Annotated in this window: 13 protein-coding genes; 6 read left to right on the top strand and 7 right to left on the bottom strand. The window is 63.3% G+C overall.

Annotated features, from left to right (window positions below):
- Nucleotides 1-62: 62 nt before the first annotated feature.
- The 5 genes from ligA to LPN03_RS13120 form a co-directional block, all read right to left on the bottom strand.
- On the bottom strand, nucleotides 63-2,168 hold the full coding sequence (ligA, locus tag LPN03_RS13140) for an NAD-dependent DNA ligase LigA (protein ID WP_262454554.1): 2,106 nt from the start codon (nucleotides 2,166-2,168) through the stop codon (nucleotides 63-65).
- Nucleotides 2,169-2,198: 30 nt separating this feature from the next.
- Nucleotides 2,199-3,095, bottom strand: a complete 897-nt coding sequence (locus tag LPN03_RS13135) for a hypothetical protein (RefSeq protein ID WP_262454553.1) — start codon at nucleotides 3,093-3,095, stop codon at nucleotides 2,199-2,201.
- 41 nt (nucleotides 3,096-3,136) lie between these two features.
- Complete coding sequence (locus LPN03_RS13130; RefSeq protein ID WP_262454552.1) at nucleotides 3,137-3,859, bottom strand: hypothetical protein; 723 nt, start codon at nucleotides 3,857-3,859, stop codon at nucleotides 3,137-3,139.
- A gap of 61 nt (nucleotides 3,860-3,920) precedes the next feature.
- Nucleotides 3,921-4,685 (bottom strand): hypothetical protein, encoded by a 765-nt coding sequence (locus LPN03_RS13125; protein ID WP_262454551.1) that lies wholly within the window; start codon nucleotides 4,683-4,685, stop codon nucleotides 3,921-3,923.
- A gap of 56 nt (nucleotides 4,686-4,741) precedes the next feature.
- Entirely contained in the window at nucleotides 4,742-5,803 is a 1,062-nt protein-coding gene (locus tag LPN03_RS13120) for a hypothetical protein (RefSeq protein WP_262454550.1), read from the bottom strand.
- A gap of 292 nt (nucleotides 5,804-6,095) precedes the next feature.
- On the opposite strand from LPN03_RS13120, the gene LPN03_RS13115 reads away from it, so the two are divergent.
- Nucleotides 6,096-6,818 (top strand): MBL fold metallo-hydrolase, encoded by a 723-nt coding sequence (locus tag LPN03_RS13115; protein WP_262454549.1) that lies wholly within the window; start codon nucleotides 6,096-6,098, stop codon nucleotides 6,816-6,818.
- A 257-nt stretch (nucleotides 6,819-7,075) separates the two neighbouring features.
- On the opposite strand, the gene LPN03_RS13110 is transcribed toward LPN03_RS13115, so the two are convergent.
- Entirely contained in the window at nucleotides 7,076-7,249 is a 174-nt protein-coding gene (locus LPN03_RS13110) for a hypothetical protein (RefSeq protein WP_262454548.1), read from the bottom strand.
- A 27-nt stretch (nucleotides 7,250-7,276) separates the two neighbouring features.
- Nucleotides 7,277-7,966, bottom strand: coding sequence for a hypothetical protein (locus LPN03_RS13105; RefSeq protein ID WP_262454547.1), 690 nt, complete (start codon nucleotides 7,964-7,966; stop codon nucleotides 7,277-7,279).
- A 114-nt stretch (nucleotides 7,967-8,080) separates the two neighbouring features.
- Here LPN03_RS13105 and LPN03_RS13100 point away from each other — a divergent pair, with 114 nt between their 5' ends.
- The 5 genes from LPN03_RS13100 (at nucleotide 8,081) to LPN03_RS13080 (ending at nucleotide 15,545) form a co-directional block, all read left to right on the top strand.
- Nucleotides 8,081-10,000, top strand: a complete 1,920-nt coding sequence (locus LPN03_RS13100) for an AAA family ATPase (RefSeq protein WP_262454546.1) — start codon at nucleotides 8,081-8,083, stop codon at nucleotides 9,998-10,000.
- Nucleotides 10,001-10,002: 2 nt separating this feature from the next.
- Nucleotides 10,003-11,037 carry a hypothetical protein gene (locus tag LPN03_RS13095; protein WP_262454545.1) on the top strand — a complete coding sequence of 345 codons (1,035 nt, stop codon included), beginning with the start codon at nucleotides 10,003-10,005 and terminating at the stop codon, nucleotides 11,035-11,037.
- The gene (locus LPN03_RS13090; protein WP_262454544.1) at nucleotides 11,019-11,435 is read left to right on the top strand and encodes a hypothetical protein; all 417 of its coding nucleotides are present in this window, start codon (nucleotides 11,019-11,021) and stop codon (nucleotides 11,433-11,435) included. Before LPN03_RS13095 ends, LPN03_RS13090 begins: the two co-directional genes overlap by 19 nt.
- The gene (locus LPN03_RS13085) at nucleotides 11,428-12,264 is read left to right on the top strand and encodes a hypothetical protein (RefSeq protein WP_262454543.1); all 837 of its coding nucleotides are present in this window, start codon (nucleotides 11,428-11,430) and stop codon (nucleotides 12,262-12,264) included. Before LPN03_RS13090 ends, LPN03_RS13085 begins: the two co-directional genes overlap by 8 nt.
- Before the next feature lie 131 nt (nucleotides 12,265-12,395).
- On the top strand, nucleotides 12,396-15,545 hold the full coding sequence (locus tag LPN03_RS13080; RefSeq protein WP_262454542.1) for a hypothetical protein: 3,150 nt from the start codon (nucleotides 12,396-12,398) through the stop codon (nucleotides 15,543-15,545).
- The last annotated feature ends 529 nt before the right edge of the window (nucleotides 15,546-16,074 follow it).

Below are 16,074 nucleotides of genomic sequence, written 5' to 3'. Positions count from 1 at the left end.
TCCAAGCCTGGACGCACAAGGGCCCCTGCCTTTCCGGAGGGGCCCTTGTGTTGAGCGGCAGGCTACGCCTCGCCATCCTCTAACATTCGGGCGAACTCGTCAGGGGTGACGACCTTGATGCCCAGTTCCTTGGCCTTGTTCCACTTTGACGAGCCTTCTTCGCCGCACACCAGCAAGGAGGTGTTCTTGGAGACCGACCCGCTGGCCTTGCCGCCGTTCGCTTCGATCAGCTCCTGGGCCCCGGTCCGAGAGAGTGATCCGAGGGCTGAGCCTTTCAGGCTGCCGGTGATAACTACATTCATCGGGGCGCCGTCGGGCGCGACCAGCTTCGGTGGACGGACCCCTGCCGGGCGCTCCCTCGGTGGAGTGCCCATGTTGACGCCGGCGGCCGCCATCCGATCCAGCACTGCAGCGTTGGCCTTCAGCCCTGCGTGGATGCCTTCGGCCTTGGTCTGGCCGATGCCTTCGACGTTGGCGAGCTGGTCGACCGTCGCCGATCGCAAGGCTTCCATGGTCGGGAAGGCGGCGGCCAGGCGCCGGCCGAAGGTCCGTCCGGTGTAGCGCATGGACAGGGAGGTGATGACTCGGTTCAAGGGCTGGGACTTGGCCTTTTCGATCTCGGCCATGATCTTCGCCGCCGTCTTCTCGCCCACCCGGCGTTCGGTGCCCTTCTCGGTCATGCCCAGAGGCAGGTTCGCCAGGTCTTCCTGCTTCAGGTAAAACAGGTCGGAGACGTCCTTGACCAGGTCGGCTTCGATGAGGGCATCGCCGATGGAGCCGCCCAGGCCTTCGATGTCGAACCCTGCATCGCGGGAGGCGGCGTACTGGATCCGCCCGGAGACGGAGCAGTCCGGGTTCGTGCAGCGCCACAGCTCGGTGGACTTGTCGAATTCGCCGTTGCACTTGGGGCAGGTGGCCGGCGGCTGCCATGGCTTTGATGCTGCGGAGCGCAGGTCGGTGCGTGGGAGGTGGACTTGGGGGATGATGTCGTTTGCCTTGTAGGCCTGGACGGTGTCTCCGATGCGCAAATCCTTGCGCATCAGGTCGCCGACGTTGTGCAGGGAAGCATACGTTACGGTGGAGCCGTCGACATCGACCGGTGCGAGTCGCGCGCGGAGGGACAGGCGTCCCGTCTTGCCGATCTCGTATTCGATGTCCTCGATCACGGTTGGTTCCTCGACCGGCGGGTACTTGAACGCCGTCGCCCAGCGCGGGGAACTGGTCCGCTCACCCAAGGCGTCGCGCTCGGCGGCCGTGTTTACCTTCAGCACGGCCCCGTCCATGAGGAAACCCAGGCCCTTGCGTTCGGCGCCCAGGGCGGCAATGGCGGCCATCGGGTCAGGGGCGTCCAGCACCGATTGCGGGAGTAGGGACCGGGCCGTGGTGAAACCCAGACCTTCCAGCGCGGCCATGTTTTCGGTGTGGTCGGCTCGTTCGTCCAGGGTGGTGGAGTAGGCGGCAAAACTGTACAGCCCGTCGTAACTGCCGTCTTCCTTGTTGATCATGCCGGCGATCCCGTTGCGGGCATTCTTGAACGGCGGCTTGCCGGCGGCGGCGCGGACCTCATTGGCTTTCACCATGTTCTCGTCGCTGAGGTACAGCTCGCCGCGGACCTCGAAGGTGCCCGAATCGATGGTGTCCGGGAGGCCCTCGACTCCGTAAAGCCGGGCGGTGACGTCCTCGCCCGAGTATCCGTCGCCGCGGCGCGCTCCGGTCATCAAGATGCCGTTTTCGTAGCGGATGCTCAGGGCCAGCCCGTCGATCTTCGGTTCAATGATGGCGTCCGGGTGGGCTTTGGCGAAGTCGATGACCCCATCCTCGCCGGGCTTGTCCAGGGAGAGCATGCGCGTGGCGTGCTCGACGTCGCCGCCGGTGGCCCCACCGTGTCCGACGTCGTAGAGGCCGTGTTCGGGCTCCATGTCGTTGGCTGCTTCATAGGCACGGATGGAAGCCAGGAGTCGATCAAACTCGGGGTCCGACATCTCCTCCACATCGGTCTGTTCGTAGGCTTTGGCGGCCGAGAGGGCTCGTTCAACGGCGTCCGCATAGGCGTCGGCGCCAAGCAGCCCGGTGGGAAGTGAAAGGCCGGTTTCGGGGTGGTTGCGTTCGGCGAACTGGCCGCCGACAGGAATGCCGCGATGCTGGCGGACGACAGGTGCAGGGCTCAAGGAGTCCTCACTTTCATGAGTTTCAGGGGACTAGCGTACAACTGTCAGTGTGCGGCGGGAGGGCTTTGCCACGGGCGGAACCCAGGAATCATCCCACTCGATGTCTTCACTGTCTGGATGCCGGGCAATCAGGTTTACCCCCACCGATTCCAGATCATAGTCACGCATGCGGCTTGCAATATGCTCGACCCGGCTTTGTGCAGTATCGAGCGAATCTCGGGTCAGCGTTTTACCTAAGGACTCAATCATGGATCGTGTCCGGATTGTCACCTCATGGCGCATTTGAGCTTGGCGGGCTGTGAACGGCAGTGCCTGGATTGACTCAGGGATTAGAATTTGCGGTTCGAGAATGCCGACGATCGTTGCCGAGCACTCGGCGCAGCCGGTGCGGTTGGCCAGGGCATGCGCTTTGGATCTGGCGCGAGCCAATTCAGCCATGGAGTACCAGCAACCATCCATAGTGCTGAAGGTTGCTTCAACAACCTTGATGAGGGAATGCGGGCACCACCCGTTGGTCTTGATGAGATGGACTCGGAAAATTGGTTCGGCAACGGGTGTGAGCACGAGACCGTCGACGATGATGTGACGGTTGATGGCATCAACATACTCGTCCGCTTCCTCCTCGGCGGTCATATCCCATCCATCGCTGTCCACGCTGCGGGTGTTTCTGAAATGTCGCTTGCCCGCCATGACATCCACGTAGACGTTGCGGCTCTTGACGTAGTGCCGCTTGGGGGCATACAGCGTGTCGTTGTGGAAAAGCAGGTCAAGATAGTCGGACGGTTCGGTGTTATAGACACCGTCGGTATTGGGGACTCGAAGGCCAACAGGGATGCTGTCGGCTTCGAAAACAGGAACGCGGGCGGTCCGGTGGGCGACGCGGTGCCAGTCCTCGCGGACTTCAAGGGCTACCTCGAAGAAGTTCATAGGGGGTCTCATGGATGTCATGTGTGCGGACCGGGTCCCTTTCATGACCACCATTTGTAGTGGACAGGGCGTAGTCCGGACCAACCCAGCGGGTCGGTGAACAGCGCACCAAACGAGGCCAGGTGTTTCACTTCCTCAGGCAGCCTGGGGGTGATGCGGTCTACGGCCTCGGCAGCGTTGGTGAACGGGCCTGGAGTGTCCACAGGGTCCCCGTCGAGGCGGATGTTTCGTGCCAACCCGTCCAGCTCTTCCGGGGATACGCCGTCGCGGATTCCGTGGCGGAACCCCATGGTCCGACCGGCGATCAGGTCAAGGCCTGTCTGCCGGTCCATGAATACCCCGTTGAAGGGATAGAAGCCTCCGGGAACAGGAGTGACGACCGGGTCTGTGTCCGGTCCCTCGCCGAAGTGGGCCTCGATGTAGTCGATGTCGTCATCGCTGTGGGTCCAGGAGCCCAGGTAGCTGGGAGGTACGACGACCAGCACGGCCGGGTCGCCGCCTTCGGTGTCATGGATGACGCAATCGTTGAGCGGGGTGTAGGGCCTGATCTTGGCTTCGACGCGGAGTAGTCCAGGGATTGGGCTGCCTGGGTTGTTGCGGGCGATGTAGTCTGCCAGGCCGTCGAAGGTCATAGGCTCCCCGTCAGGGCTGGTGCCGTCGAACAGCTCAAAGTCCAGCAACGGGCTGGCCCAATTGATGCGAGGGTCGTTCTCTTCAAGGTCTGTCAGTGCGTAGCCGATGGCTTTTCTGATTCGTGTTCCCATGCCCGCCATGTGTGCGGACGTGCCAGTCCTTGTCGCCAGGACGCCCCCTGGCGGAGATGGTTTAGGCGGCCAGGAGCTCCAGGCGCCGGCCGGCACCCTCCAGCTGATCGCGAATGGCTTCGGGAGAGCCCGCCGAGAGAAGTTCGAGGAGGCAATGGCTGTGGCCGTCCAGCGCGTCCAGAAAGTGGGGGACGAGGGGGAGGTACTTGGTCGCCAGCCGCTCGACCATGCCGGTGCGGTCGTCGGCAGCGTTGTGGTGGAGGCTGCAGGCGTTGTCGACAAAGTCCGCCAGTTTGATGAGGAAGACCGCGGCCGAGCCGTTGATCTTCGCCACAACGTGGCTTGCGTAAACGATGTTCCTGTAGGCCCGGGAAAGCCCCGGCTCGGCCAACGGATTGGTGACAGCCAGAACCAGGTCCGCTACAACAGCACCGTGGGTGGACTGCATCCATTCCACTGCCCTGCTCCGGCGTTCGGTGCGCGGCATATCGGTGGGGTCAAGGTCCAGAAAGTGGCGGATGATGTCAACGTCGCAGTCTTCAATCACGTCATGCAGCACTGCGGCAGCCACCAGGTTCGGATCCGTGGCGCCCCACCGGAGCAGGCGCAACGCATTGCGCAGCGGATGCTCAATGTAGCTGGTACGCGGCAGGTTCCCACGATTCGCACGGGTTTGGTGCCGATGCAGGAAAGATGCGTCCGAGATGGCCCGGTACACCTGCCGGTGGCCGGCACCGCCCATTCCAGCGCACTCGTCCAGGATGGCAATAGTCAGCGCGGACGGATCCATTGACTTCAGTGGCAGGGACTGCAGCTGGGGGCTCATGTCTCCTATGTGTGCGGCACCCGGCCCGGAGGGCAGAACGTGCCAAGCCGGAATCCCTAGCCGTTCAAGACCGGGAGCAGGCTTGCGACAATGTAGCGCTCGTTGGCCGACCGGAAGTGTCCGTTGCTGGCTGCCACTTCGTAGAGCCGGTAGCTGCCATCTGTTTGCAGGAACCTGACGGCCGCCGGGGCATTGAAAACGTCGGCAGCCTGGCAAAGGGTGCGGAATCTCTGGTAGTCGTCCGGATGGATGGTGTGGGGCAGGTAGCCGTAGCGGGGGGAGCGGAGGCTGAATGAGGACCAGTTGGGCGAGGTCATGAAAATTTGCCAGCAGGAAAGGTCGATGGCAATGAGTGCACGGTCCGCGGACAATTCGAAGGCCGCACGGACCAGGGCTGCGCTGTTCATGTCCAGCTCCTGGGGTGCTCTCGGGGACAAGCCGCTCACCTCGCGGGTGATGCTGCGCAGCCACTTGACGGGCCGGTTCTCGTCGATGAACACCCGCCCGGAGGCCTCCAGCTGCTTGGAGCCGGGGTTGTCCTCTCCGTCCCTGGTGAGGATGCGATACGAGATGAGGTGGCGCTGGCCATCGGGGGCGGCGATGCCGCCATCGATGACAACCTTCATCCGGGCCCGGTCCTCCGGGGCGATAAACTGGCTGATCCATCCGCTCATGTCTCCGGTTGCACTGCCGGCGCCACTGCGCGGTACTTCATAGAGGGTGAACATCTCGTTGCTCCACACCGTTTCAATGCGCCGGCCGTCCTCGTGGATTTCCCATTCGATGGAGCCGACCACCGGGCGGGGAGGGAGCGCTTCACCTTCCTGGTGATAAGCGGCCAAGACACCGATTACCACTTGATTGACGGGCGAGACGATCGGCTCGACGATGACTTGCCAGCGTTCGCCGCCGTACTCGTCATGCTCCGTGATGTGTTGCCCGGTGCCAACGATGCGCCGAATCCGGTCGATCAGCAGTTCGCGGCCACGCGAGTCGAGATTCTTCCGCAGGCTGCCGCCGTAAAAATTGGTGTCACCAATGCTTAGCAAGCCAAGTTGCGCGTCATTGAGGGTATCAACGAGTATCCACTGATCCTGTGTATTGATGGCCGGTACCATGCCTGCATCTCCTTTTGACAAATTAAACTTACACGCAGGGGCCTTTGTCTTTCATGTGTGGCAACGTCAGTCCGACACGAAAATTGGACATGGCCAAGAAATTCGTCTTTGACACTTCCGGTGTGACATAATCGGTTTTGGGGGCTACGGGCGGATGCTACGTAGCCTTTCGTTTGATTGAACTACTCAAGCCCTCCCGGCGGATGCCGCATAGGCTGGTTTCTTTTCGTCAGCTCACTAGCTATTCGTCCAGGAGACAGCTGTCCCCATGCATCGTCGTTCATTCACTCCCGTGGAGCACGCGCCCGGCCTTTACTTGGTTGAGGGCCCGGCCTCCAACTGGGTCATCGCCCGTGACGGGCAAGACTTCACACTTGTGGATTCGGGATACCCTGCAGACCTGCCCATCCTTTTGGACTCAATCGCCTATCTGGGCCTGGATCCCGCGCGCGCCGCGGCGATCCTGATTACGCACGGGCACACCGACCATACCGGCGGCGCCCGACATTTTTCCACGCAGTACGGGACGCCCGTCTATTGCAGCGCCGGCGAATACAAGACCCTCCTGGGGGAGGAGAAATTCCAGGTCGACGTCCGCAAGGCCCTGCCCTACCTCTGGCGTCCAAAGGTGATTCGGTGGGCGATTCATGCCACCCGAGCCGGTGGAACCATCACCAACGACATTCCGGCAGCGGCCATCTTCGACAGTGCAGTGTTGGAGAAGTTGCCAGGGGCGCCGCAGGCGGTCGAAACCCCCGGGCATACGCCTGGGCATTGTGTCTTCTATTTTCAGGAGGCACGAGCGCTGGCCAGCGGTGACGCACTGGTCAGCGGGCATATGATCAGCCAGAACTCCGGACCCCAAATGCTCCATCCCATGTTTCACCATGAGCTCGACAAAGCCGTCGATTCGCTGGAGTTGCTTCCCAGCCTCGATGTCAACGTCGTTCTTCCCGGCCACGGTCCCGCGATTCGGGGGAATCTCGCCGACCTCATCCGCAACATTTCACGCTAGGTCTCTAACGAGGCCATTCACCCTGGGGGGTTAGTTTTGTGTGTTCAAGCGATTTGCATCACCACCGTCACTTGTGACGGCGTCAACGGAAACGGGTGTCCCAACGCGGCCAGCCGTGCGTACGATCTGCCGCAGGTCGCGGCACTGCGTCTGGCCAAGAAATCGGGGTGGTGCCTTGACTGGGACGTGCTCTGCCCGGCCTGCGTGCTTGATCAGGCCATCCCGGTGAAACATGGGGTGGGGCACAATGAATACGCCTAGGCAGCCCTCGGCGTGTACACGGGCTCGTCGCTTTCGTCCTGCATCCTGTCCAGAGCCCACCGGTCATCCCGGGTCAGCTCAGCCGCCACCGGGTTGTCATAGGGGCCGCACAGTTTCGCTTGGCCGATCGACTCGGGCTCGGACTCTCTGATTTCATCATCGGTCTTCATACCTGCCATGTGTGCGGCAGACGAGGGCTAGAAGTTGGAGTCTCCGGATCCGGTGAACTTTGCGTAGGTGCCGTCCTGAACCTTTGATCCCGCCAGCATCCTCGCAGCCCGGGCCTCATCCCAGCGCTCCCCGCTGATGACCTTCAGCGCGCGGTCCAGCCACTGGGTGGCACAAACGGGGATGTAGGGGTCGTCCTTGCCGGCGAATATGCGTCGTCGGAAGATGGCCCAGCGGATGGCGGCCGAGGCGATCTCGAAAAAACGGACGCCAGCTTCAGGAGTGAATCGGGCCGTAAGGAGAATCTCCGACTCGCACCAGGCCAACGTCTTGTCCCACCCTCGTGAAGCTGTGGCCAGCATCCGTGCTGACTCGTCACTGAGAGGGTCGAACAGGGCAGCCAGGCCCAGGTCGGAGCGCAGGTCTGGCTTGTCGGCATGGATCAGGTCCGTGGCGTCCACCCAGGTTCCGAACGGCGAGCCATCCGGAAGGACGACCTTGCCGTCAATGATGGACAGCTGCGTCCAGGGGTCGGAGGAGTCCAGGGAGCACACCAGGCTGGAAAGGTAGCCGGAGGCCCATGCGGCAAACCAATGCGGGTGCGTGGTGACCAGATTGACCATCCGAGAGTCAATTTCGGCACGGGCAGCAGCGCCGATGAGCGGCTCGCTGAGGGCGACCACCCACCGGGTTACCCATACTGTCTCTGGCTGACTCATCGAAGTCCTTCCATCTGATCGCTGTTTGCCGCTCCCGAAGGACAAATTCTTCACCAAATATACCGGTTGGAATTATAAAACGGCCGTGGAAAGAGTTTCTGCATAGAGGTATTCGTGAACACAGCTAAAACGACCCCATCCAAGTCGCCCCGCGTAGGCCTCATTGAGTTGCCGGAGCTGGCCGCCCTGCTGGCCGAAGCCGGTGTCACAGTGCTGACCGGAGCCGACTTTCGAACCGCAGCAGCGGCCATCCGTGACGAAATGTCTACCGTCGGCGCGTTCCCCATCATCGCCGCCGACGTGGCTTCGCCGGGCTTGCGTGCCTGGCTGGACCGTATCGCCCAGACTGCCTCGAAGCAGGGGGCGCCGGTCATCACCGCCGTCATGCGCAACCCTGAGAAGCCAATCATCACATCGCCAACGGTGAGGGAGCTGCTCGAACCGCTTACGGTCAACGCCCTGCTCGCCGCCGTCGGCATGGAGGCCCTTGACGGTGCGATGGGGGATGCCACCTACCCCCGCCGCACAGTGGCTCCTGCCGGACTCGTATTGCCGGAAATTGACGATGATCTCTTTGATGACAACTTCGACGAAGCCCCGGCCTTCCCCCCATTGACGTTGGGCATGGTGGACGAATTTGATGACTTCCAGGCCCCGTCCGCTGCACCCCAATCCTGGGAGCCCGTCTCGGAACCGGAGCCTGTTACGGAACTGGTCGCTGAGCGGGCACACGTCCAGCCCGTCCCACCGACGGCTGAGGCAGATCCATGGGACACCCTTGAGGAGCGTCCGTTGTCCCGGCGAGCCGCACGCGAACTTGAACATCGCGCTGAGGATGCCCAGACAGCACCGTCCGCCATGGACGTCGAGGACGACTGGGACGTCGGTCCGGCGTCACCAGCCGCAGGCTCGGTCCAAGCCCTGACAGCGGACGAACTCGGCATCGAGGACTGGGAGGTTCCCACTTCCCTCCCCGCACCGGCAAGTCCCGCCGCGAGGATGCCTGCGGCCGAGGACTTCCTGTCCCCTGAACCCGAAAAACATCGGACAGCGGAAGTCGCCAGCGCCTGGACCGCGCCTGCTCCCGTCCGGCCGATCCAGGACGGCTTGCGGGACGCTTCAGCCGTCTTTGACAACTTTGAAGCATCGCGACTTTCGGGTAGCGGCCGCTCGGCGGCCGGGCTGGCCGCCTTGGCCATCGTGCATGCCGGCAAGGGAGGCGTGGGAAAATCCACGACCTCCATTCAGCTGGCCCGATTTGCTGCCGCTGCCGGATTGCGTGTGATCCTCATCGACGGCAACTCGGGGCAGGGCGACCTGCGCACCATCATGCGCCTCAACCGGACCAACCTGCCGACCATTTTCGATGCGGGAATCGGGTCGCTGCGCTCGGCCGTGCTCACTCCCGATGTGATCAACCAAAACCGGGAAGACAACCTCGGCCACGTGAACTTCGCCTTCGTCGCGGCACCGCCGGATGACATCAACGACACCAGCGTTGTGACCAATGATTTGTACCTGGACATGATCAGCTACTGCCGCCGCAATGCTGACCTGGTCGTTTTGGACACGCAGATCATTGAGAACGTGGACCGCACGGGCGTTGTCGGGCGGATCATCGTCCCGGCCCTGGTCCACGACGCGTGGGGCATCGGCGTCACCGACCTGAGCAACACCGGCCTGAACAACCTCAACGACCGGCTGCAGAAGTTCGCCCTGGAGGGCGTCCCCGTGGACCGGATGATGACCATGATCAACATGGTCGAGCCCAGCCAGATGGACTTTGCCGTCCAAACCTCTGACTACTTCGCCGGTCTCGGGACTTTCCTCGGCGCCGTCGAACGCGACCCGGAGATCAAGAGCGACATGAATGCCGGCCGCTTCAACCTCAGCAACCCTGACATCGAGACGGTGCTGCGCAAGGCGTTGCTGCGCATTACGGGCAACGAAGCGTTCCGGGCCGATGAACCGCAACGCGGCCGAGGCCAGAAGCCCGGCTTCTTCTCCCGTGTGTTCGGAAAGAAGGCTGCTTAGCCATGACAGCCCAAGTCGTCGAACACACGGAAGCCGAGGAGTGGCGCCGCCACGGTCCGCTCGTTCAGCGCTGCGCAGACCTTGAAGCCATCCTCATCGGCCGTGATGCTGCCGCCATCCTGGACCACGGGGACCTGCCCGAGGCCGCGGGCATTGTCGTGCTGCCCGCATGGTCCTGGCTGCGCCCAAAAATCAACGTTGGCCGCAAGAACCGTGAGCACGGCACCGGCACCGGGCTGTTGATGCCCATCCGCACCGACTGGGCCGGCCCTGTCGTTCGCGTGGTCTCGGACTCCAGCACCCAACTGCCCTACCGCTCCCGGGGCTTGGGCCACAGCCTTGCCGGGCAGGCCACCATCATCCAGCGCCCCGGCCTGCCCGTCACTGCACGCCCTGCGGAGACCCCCGGCATGTACGATCCCATCCTTGTCGGCTCGGCCTCCCCGCTGCGTGTGCGGGCCGCCCTGCAGGCCTTGGTGGAGGCCGGGCGGGAGGCCCGGTGGCACCTGCTCCAGGAAATAGAGCCCTTCGTTCGGCACACCGTTCTGAAGGCCCACTCCTACGTCTCCTACGAGATCGGCCAGTTCACCGGAGACATCCAACCCATGCTGGACGAAATCAGCCTGGACCAGGTCATCGACAGGATGATGTACGGCCAAAGTGTCGCCGAGGGGGAGGATCCGGACAACGGCACGCTCCACCGCCTGCTGGAGCTGTGCATGGACCCGGAACGCTTCCTGCGGGTGGACCCCAACAAGTACATGCGCAAGCACCTGGAACGGGAAGCTGAATCGGAGATTCGCCGGCGCATTGGCGACCCCCACATCGGCCCGAAAATCCGTGAAATCGCACGCCAAAACCCGGAATCGGAAATGGCGGCCATCATCGACGCCTACCGCAAGGTCTATCCTCGGGACCGGCTGGCGGACAAACGCGCCGAACTGGCTTTGAACGTCACGCCCGACGCGATGGCCCGGGTCACGCCCCTAACCCCCGACATGCCCGAAGTTTGCAGGGAATGGCCCCTGGCGGCATGAGCGCACTGCAACCCTACGGGCTGGAAAAGCTCAACCAGGCCCGCCAGAATGCGGCACGCCTCCGGGCCGAATGGATGCTGCTCGTTCATGACGGAACCGTCACGCTCAACGACGTGCTCCAGGAAGCCCAGCACCAGGAATCCAAGGCGCTGCTGAGGCTGTCGGTGCGCCAGTTGCTGATGTCCCAACCTAACTGGGGCAGGGGCAAGGCCGATAGTGTTATCGGCCATATTTTGTCAGTGCTTGATGTTGAAATTGACCGGCGGCTTGTCACAGTTGGATGGCTGCTGGACCCCCGGGCCGGCGGACGAAGATTCGCAGCTTGGCTTGATGCCTTTGAACCCAAACAGCGGCCGCCTTGGCCTGGCTTTCCTCACGCAAGGAGTTCTCATGTCTGAGAGTACGCATGACGTCATCAGGTCCATTGCTGCAGCTCCCGATTCCGCACAACCGGCCCTGATCAACGACTTCCTCCGCAAGCGGTGGGGCCAGTTCCGCATGATTGGGCATGGGCTGTGCCGCAACTTCGGCGTCGATGCCAACACCCACGGTGACGACTTCACCTCCATGGTCGCCGAGGAGGCCTACAAAATGCTGACCGAACACCTGGCAGACCAGGACAAGCTGGACTTGGTCGAAAACTGGGACGGGATGCTCAAAGTCAGGTCAAGGCAGATCGTCCGCAACTTCCTGGACAAGGAGATGGCGCCGGCGGCTGAAATGTCCTCCACCCTGCGCCGGATCCGCCTGCTCAACCAGACCCGCGACCTGATGCGCCACGAGCTGGGCGCCGAGCCGACCGACCGGCAAGTCGTGGAGACCCACAACGCCAAGATGAGGGCACAGCGCGTCAACCCGGTCAAGCAGGGAGTCCTGGCCACCGTCGATGACCTCCATGCGTACCGTGCCTGCGCCGACATTGACGACCACGACTACTCCGAGCCCATTGACCCGGACTTTGTTCTGCACCCCGCCGAGGGGCCGCGTTTCGTCAAGCTGATCGTCAAGCGGACAACCTCCCACAATCCGGTGCTGGGCCGGGCGGCCGAGCTCTGGCTCTCCGGGCTGTACCGGACCGACGGGCCGCCCATTGTCGCCACGGTGAAGGAGATCGCCACTGAAATGGGCATCTCCATCTCCACCGTCCGCACCTACATCCTGAAAATCCAGGAGTACGCCATTATTGTCGCCCAGGATGAATTCGGCATCACCGACGACGACCTCTAGCGGCTCGATCCCGGGACGGTGGCGGCCAGCGGCAGGGTGAGTGCCCACCATCCCACCCCGTCCCGGGACTTCGCGCTTCAGAATGGCCAATATAGGGTCCCCGTGGACCCATGACGTGCATAGAGCCCATCATGGATCCCCAGAAAACAGACCTCACTGCCACCACGACCACGGCCACCCCTGCGCCGGCGGCGACCCGCCAGGCCCCTAGCCTGAACGGTGTGAACGCCGGAATCCCTGACCTGCCCACCTGGGTTCCGGAGGATTACCACTCCTTTATCGCCGGATCGGGTGCGGAAAAGCTGGCTGATTCCGGTGTGGCCCCGCTGGTGGCTGCCGCCCGCGGCTACCAGCGCATCGATCACACCAACTTCGCGGATGAAGCCAAGACCATGGGCGTCAAGCTGACCACCGGTCAGGGTCGGCGGTGGAAGCAGTCCCTGGGCAAACCCGGCAAGGATGCCATGCAGATGCCCTGGTACTCCGTTGCCAGCATCCAAATCAGTGAACGCCGCAACAGCGAGCTCGTGCCGCTGGCTTACCAGCTCCGGCCGGAATTTCCGGACCTCGACAAGAGCGGCAAGCCCATGAAGTACGAATTTGTGGCCGGCGCCGTCACCCCGCTGGACCTGCACCCCGGCACGCCCATTGACTGGATCGACACCACTCCGGTGGTCATGTTCGCCGAGGGGATGCTCAAGGGCGACTCGGCCTTGTCGGCCTACCTGCACGCCAACGGGGCAAGCTGGGATGAACTGCGCTGCGACGGCGATGAGGATCCCCGGGCCAAGCTGCGGGCCCTCATGGACCGCATCCCCGCAGCGGACAGGGTGCTGGTCATCTCGATCGCAGGGATCTACAACGCCCACCAGCATCCGATTGACTGGCGAGAAATCGACCTCAAGGACCGCATCGGATGGATTGCCTTCGATGCTGACCTGGCCATCAACCCCAGCGTCCACCTTGCCGCCCAGAAACTGTTCCTGCAGCTGGACGAAAAATCGAAGATGAGCAAGATCCTCTTCCTGAATCCGGAGGTCAACTCCGATGACGGCGGCGGCATGGCCAAGGCCGGTGTGGACGACTACCTGGCCAAGGCCGGGACCTGGGACCAGCTGGTCAACCAGCTCACGACCAAGATGCCTGATGCGCCTGTTCGCAACGCGGAGGACCGTGCCGGCAACTGGCGCATCTCCAAGGACGGACTGTCCGCGGAAGAGTGCGTCCCGGTCAACAACGGACCCGGCGGCACCGTCGGCGGGTACAACTGGGAGTACAGGCTTGACCTGGGCGGGCGCATCATGTCCCTGGAGGCCGTCCGCCAGCCCACAGACCAGGAACTGCGCACCGGGCTGTTCGACCCCGACGTGGCCCCATACGACGTCGATGAGACGCAGGTTGAAATCGAGGTGTCCTGGAAGGGCGGCGACCACAACCATTCGGCCATCGTGACCGGGCCCGAAAACATCCTCAACTACATGCCGGCCGACTGGGTGCGCCAGGGCGCCACGATTCCCCGTGAACTGCTCCTCCACCCGTCCTGGCCCCCGCGCGCCCAGAAGGGCGAAAGCTGGCTGGCCGCCGTCAAGGGCCACCGCTCCGAGGAAGTTGTCTTCAAGACCCGGTGGATGCGCATGGGCTGGGTCCCGGTTGACAAGGAGGATCCGGTATTTCTGGTTGGGGACCAGATCATCGGGGATTCCGACCTGGGCGGCACCGCCGTCTGCGGGGTCGATGAGAGGCGGGTACCCATGGCACAGCACTTCGGCGTCGGCGACCTGGTGGACGGCGACTACACCGAGGCCGGGTACCGGGACATGATCCGCGCCGATTTCCGGGCCGTCCTGGACGCCTACATTGGCTCCCAGGCGTGGACCGAGGAAGCAACCGCTGCCATCGTCCTGGCCACGGCGTTGCGCCCCACCATCCCCCTGCGCCCGCGCACCTCCGTCTACCTTTGGGGGTCCAAGGGTTCCGGAAAGTCGTGGTCCGCGCAGGCCATGATGTACTTCTGGGCCCGCCACAAGGACGACTGGCAGGGCGAGCTTCCCGGCCAGGCCAAGGACACCGCCGCGGCCATCGAAAATGCCCTCTCGTACACGCCGATCTGGGTGATCGACGACCTCGCCCCGTCCTCAATGCGCCACCAGTCCGAGGCCGAGGACGCCAAGCTCTCCGACATGACCCGCGCCGTCTTCAACAATGCCGGCAAGCACCGGATGAACGCCGACATGACCTCCCGGCGCACCCGGCGCCCCATGACGCAACTGGTTATGACGGCCGAGAACGAACTGGTCACGCCCAGTGTGAAGGAGCGCCTGATTCCGGTGAACGTCGGCCCCGGCAAGCTCAACCCGGACCGCACGCCCACTGACCGCATCAACGAGCTGGCCCGCGAGGAAGGCCTCCAGGCCCGCTTCACCTCTCACATGATCCGCTACATCCGCCATGCCGCAGCCCACACCCCGGGCCGCTGGGAAAGCTACGTGGAACGGCTGGAGGAGATCCGCCGGCAGGTCCGCAAGTCCGCTGAGATCATCATGAAGGAGACCGGTGCCACCGGCGGCTCCCTGGAGCGCATCACGTCCCTGGCCGCGGACACCTTGCTGACCTTCGAGGTGCTGAAAATGATGGCCCAGGACCTGGGCATGGACAACGCCTTCGTCGAACAATTCGGCATTGAAGGACTCGGCCACGGCATCGTCGAGCTGGTCAACAACACCCACACCGAGAACCGCCAATCCGCACCGGGGGCTTCCCTGATCCGGGCGCTCTCCGCCCTTCTGGCTTCAGGCGGGGCCCACGTCATCTCGGGCGATGACCCCAGCCGACCACCCATCGAAGGTACCGAGAGCGGCGAATCGCTCGCCAACCACCGGCTCGGATGGGGCGCCGGCGGCAGCGACGGATCACTGCGCCCCGCCGGCATGTCCATCGGGACGGTCATCACGCAAAAGGACGAAACAGGTGTGCCCCGCAAGGTCATCCTGTTCGACCTGAACACGGCCTTCAGCAAGGCACAGGCCGCCTACCCGAACCTGATCCCGTACGGCCAGGGAGCCGCCTCAGGGTGGGGCGGAGCCTGGGACGAGGGGCTGGCTGCGGACTTCGTCAAGCGCACCCTGAACAAGCACGGCAAACCCCTCAAAACGGCCCGCCGCCGGATCGGCAGCGGCAGTGTTTCGGGGGTGCCGATCGAGGTGGAAACCATCCTCAACGGAGGCAAGGAAACAGAGCCCACAGCCTCCATGGCCGAGGCCGAGCAGCCGCTGGCAGCATAGCCACAGCCCACACAAAAACACCCCGCCAGGTCGTCCCGGCGGGGTGTTTTTGTGTCCTGGGGCAGCCGTGCGGAAGGGATGGAAAACGGTCGTTGGTGCCTGCTGGAACGGGTCCTGGCGGGTCCCGAAACACTGCCGTTTCGGCTGTCCGGAAGCGACCTGCAAAGCCCTGTCACAGGCCCCGAAAAGAGCGCCCGGGGGCGAGCCGCGATGAGCTATAAATGGGTCCCGTCAAGACACGGGGATCTTCGGCAGGGGAGGGCCATAACCTTCGGACGGGCCGTTCGGGCACCTGATGCGGCCGTTTCGAGGAGGGGCTGGGCCGTTCGACGAGGGTGCCTCCGGCGCCCGGAAAATCTGGCTTCAGACACCGTTCCGGGGGTTGTGATAACCCTGCATTCATCCCTCGGAAACTCGCTCTTCTTGCAGGTTATCACACCCGAAAAAATGCATTTCTCTCACTTCCCACCAAAACACCCCCACAACGCCACCACCGCAGGGGTCGAACCCACCGCACCCACCGGACCAC

Origin of the sequence: Arthrobacter sp. A2-55, assembly GCF_025548615.1 — a bacterium.
GTDB lineage: Bacteria > Actinomycetota > Actinomycetes > Actinomycetales > Micrococcaceae > Specibacter > Specibacter silviterrae.
The sequence above is the reverse complement of the archived record's forward strand: the minus strand, read 5'-3'. Positions and strand labels throughout refer to the sequence as shown.

Bases quoted from the DNA above. Each gene is read 5' to 3' on its own strand.
- LPN03_RS13105 (WP_262454547.1), bottom strand. From the start codon at position 7,966: ATGAGTCAGCCAGAGACAGTATGGGTAACCCGGTGGGTGGTCGCCCTC.
- LPN03_RS13110 (WP_262454548.1), bottom strand. From the start codon at position 7,249: ATGAAGACCGATGATGAAATCAGAGAGTCCGAGCCCGAGTCGATCGGC.
- LPN03_RS13090 (WP_262454544.1), top strand. From the start codon at position 11,019: ATGGCCCCTGGCGGCATGAGCGCACTGCAACCCTACGGGCTGGAAAAG.
- LPN03_RS13130 (WP_262454552.1), bottom strand. From the start codon at position 3,859: ATGGGAACACGAATCAGAAAAGCCATCGGCTACGCACTGACAGACCTT.
- LPN03_RS13085 (WP_262454543.1), top strand. From the start codon at position 11,428: ATGTCTGAGAGTACGCATGACGTCATCAGGTCCATTGCTGCAGCTCCC.
- LPN03_RS13125 (WP_262454551.1), bottom strand. From the start codon at position 4,685: ATGAGCCCCCAGCTGCAGTCCCTGCCACTGAAGTCAATGGATCCGTCC.
- LPN03_RS13135 (WP_262454553.1), bottom strand. From the start codon at position 3,095: ATGAACTTCTTCGAGGTAGCCCTTGAAGTCCGCGAGGACTGGCACCGC.
- LPN03_RS13080 (WP_262454542.1), top strand. From the start codon at position 12,396: ATGGATCCCCAGAAAACAGACCTCACTGCCACCACGACCACGGCCACC.
- LPN03_RS13120 (WP_262454550.1), bottom strand. From the start codon at position 5,803: ATGGTACCGGCCATCAATACACAGGATCAGTGGATACTCGTTGATACC.
- LPN03_RS13095 (WP_262454545.1), top strand. From the start codon at position 10,003: ATGACAGCCCAAGTCGTCGAACACACGGAAGCCGAGGAGTGGCGCCGC.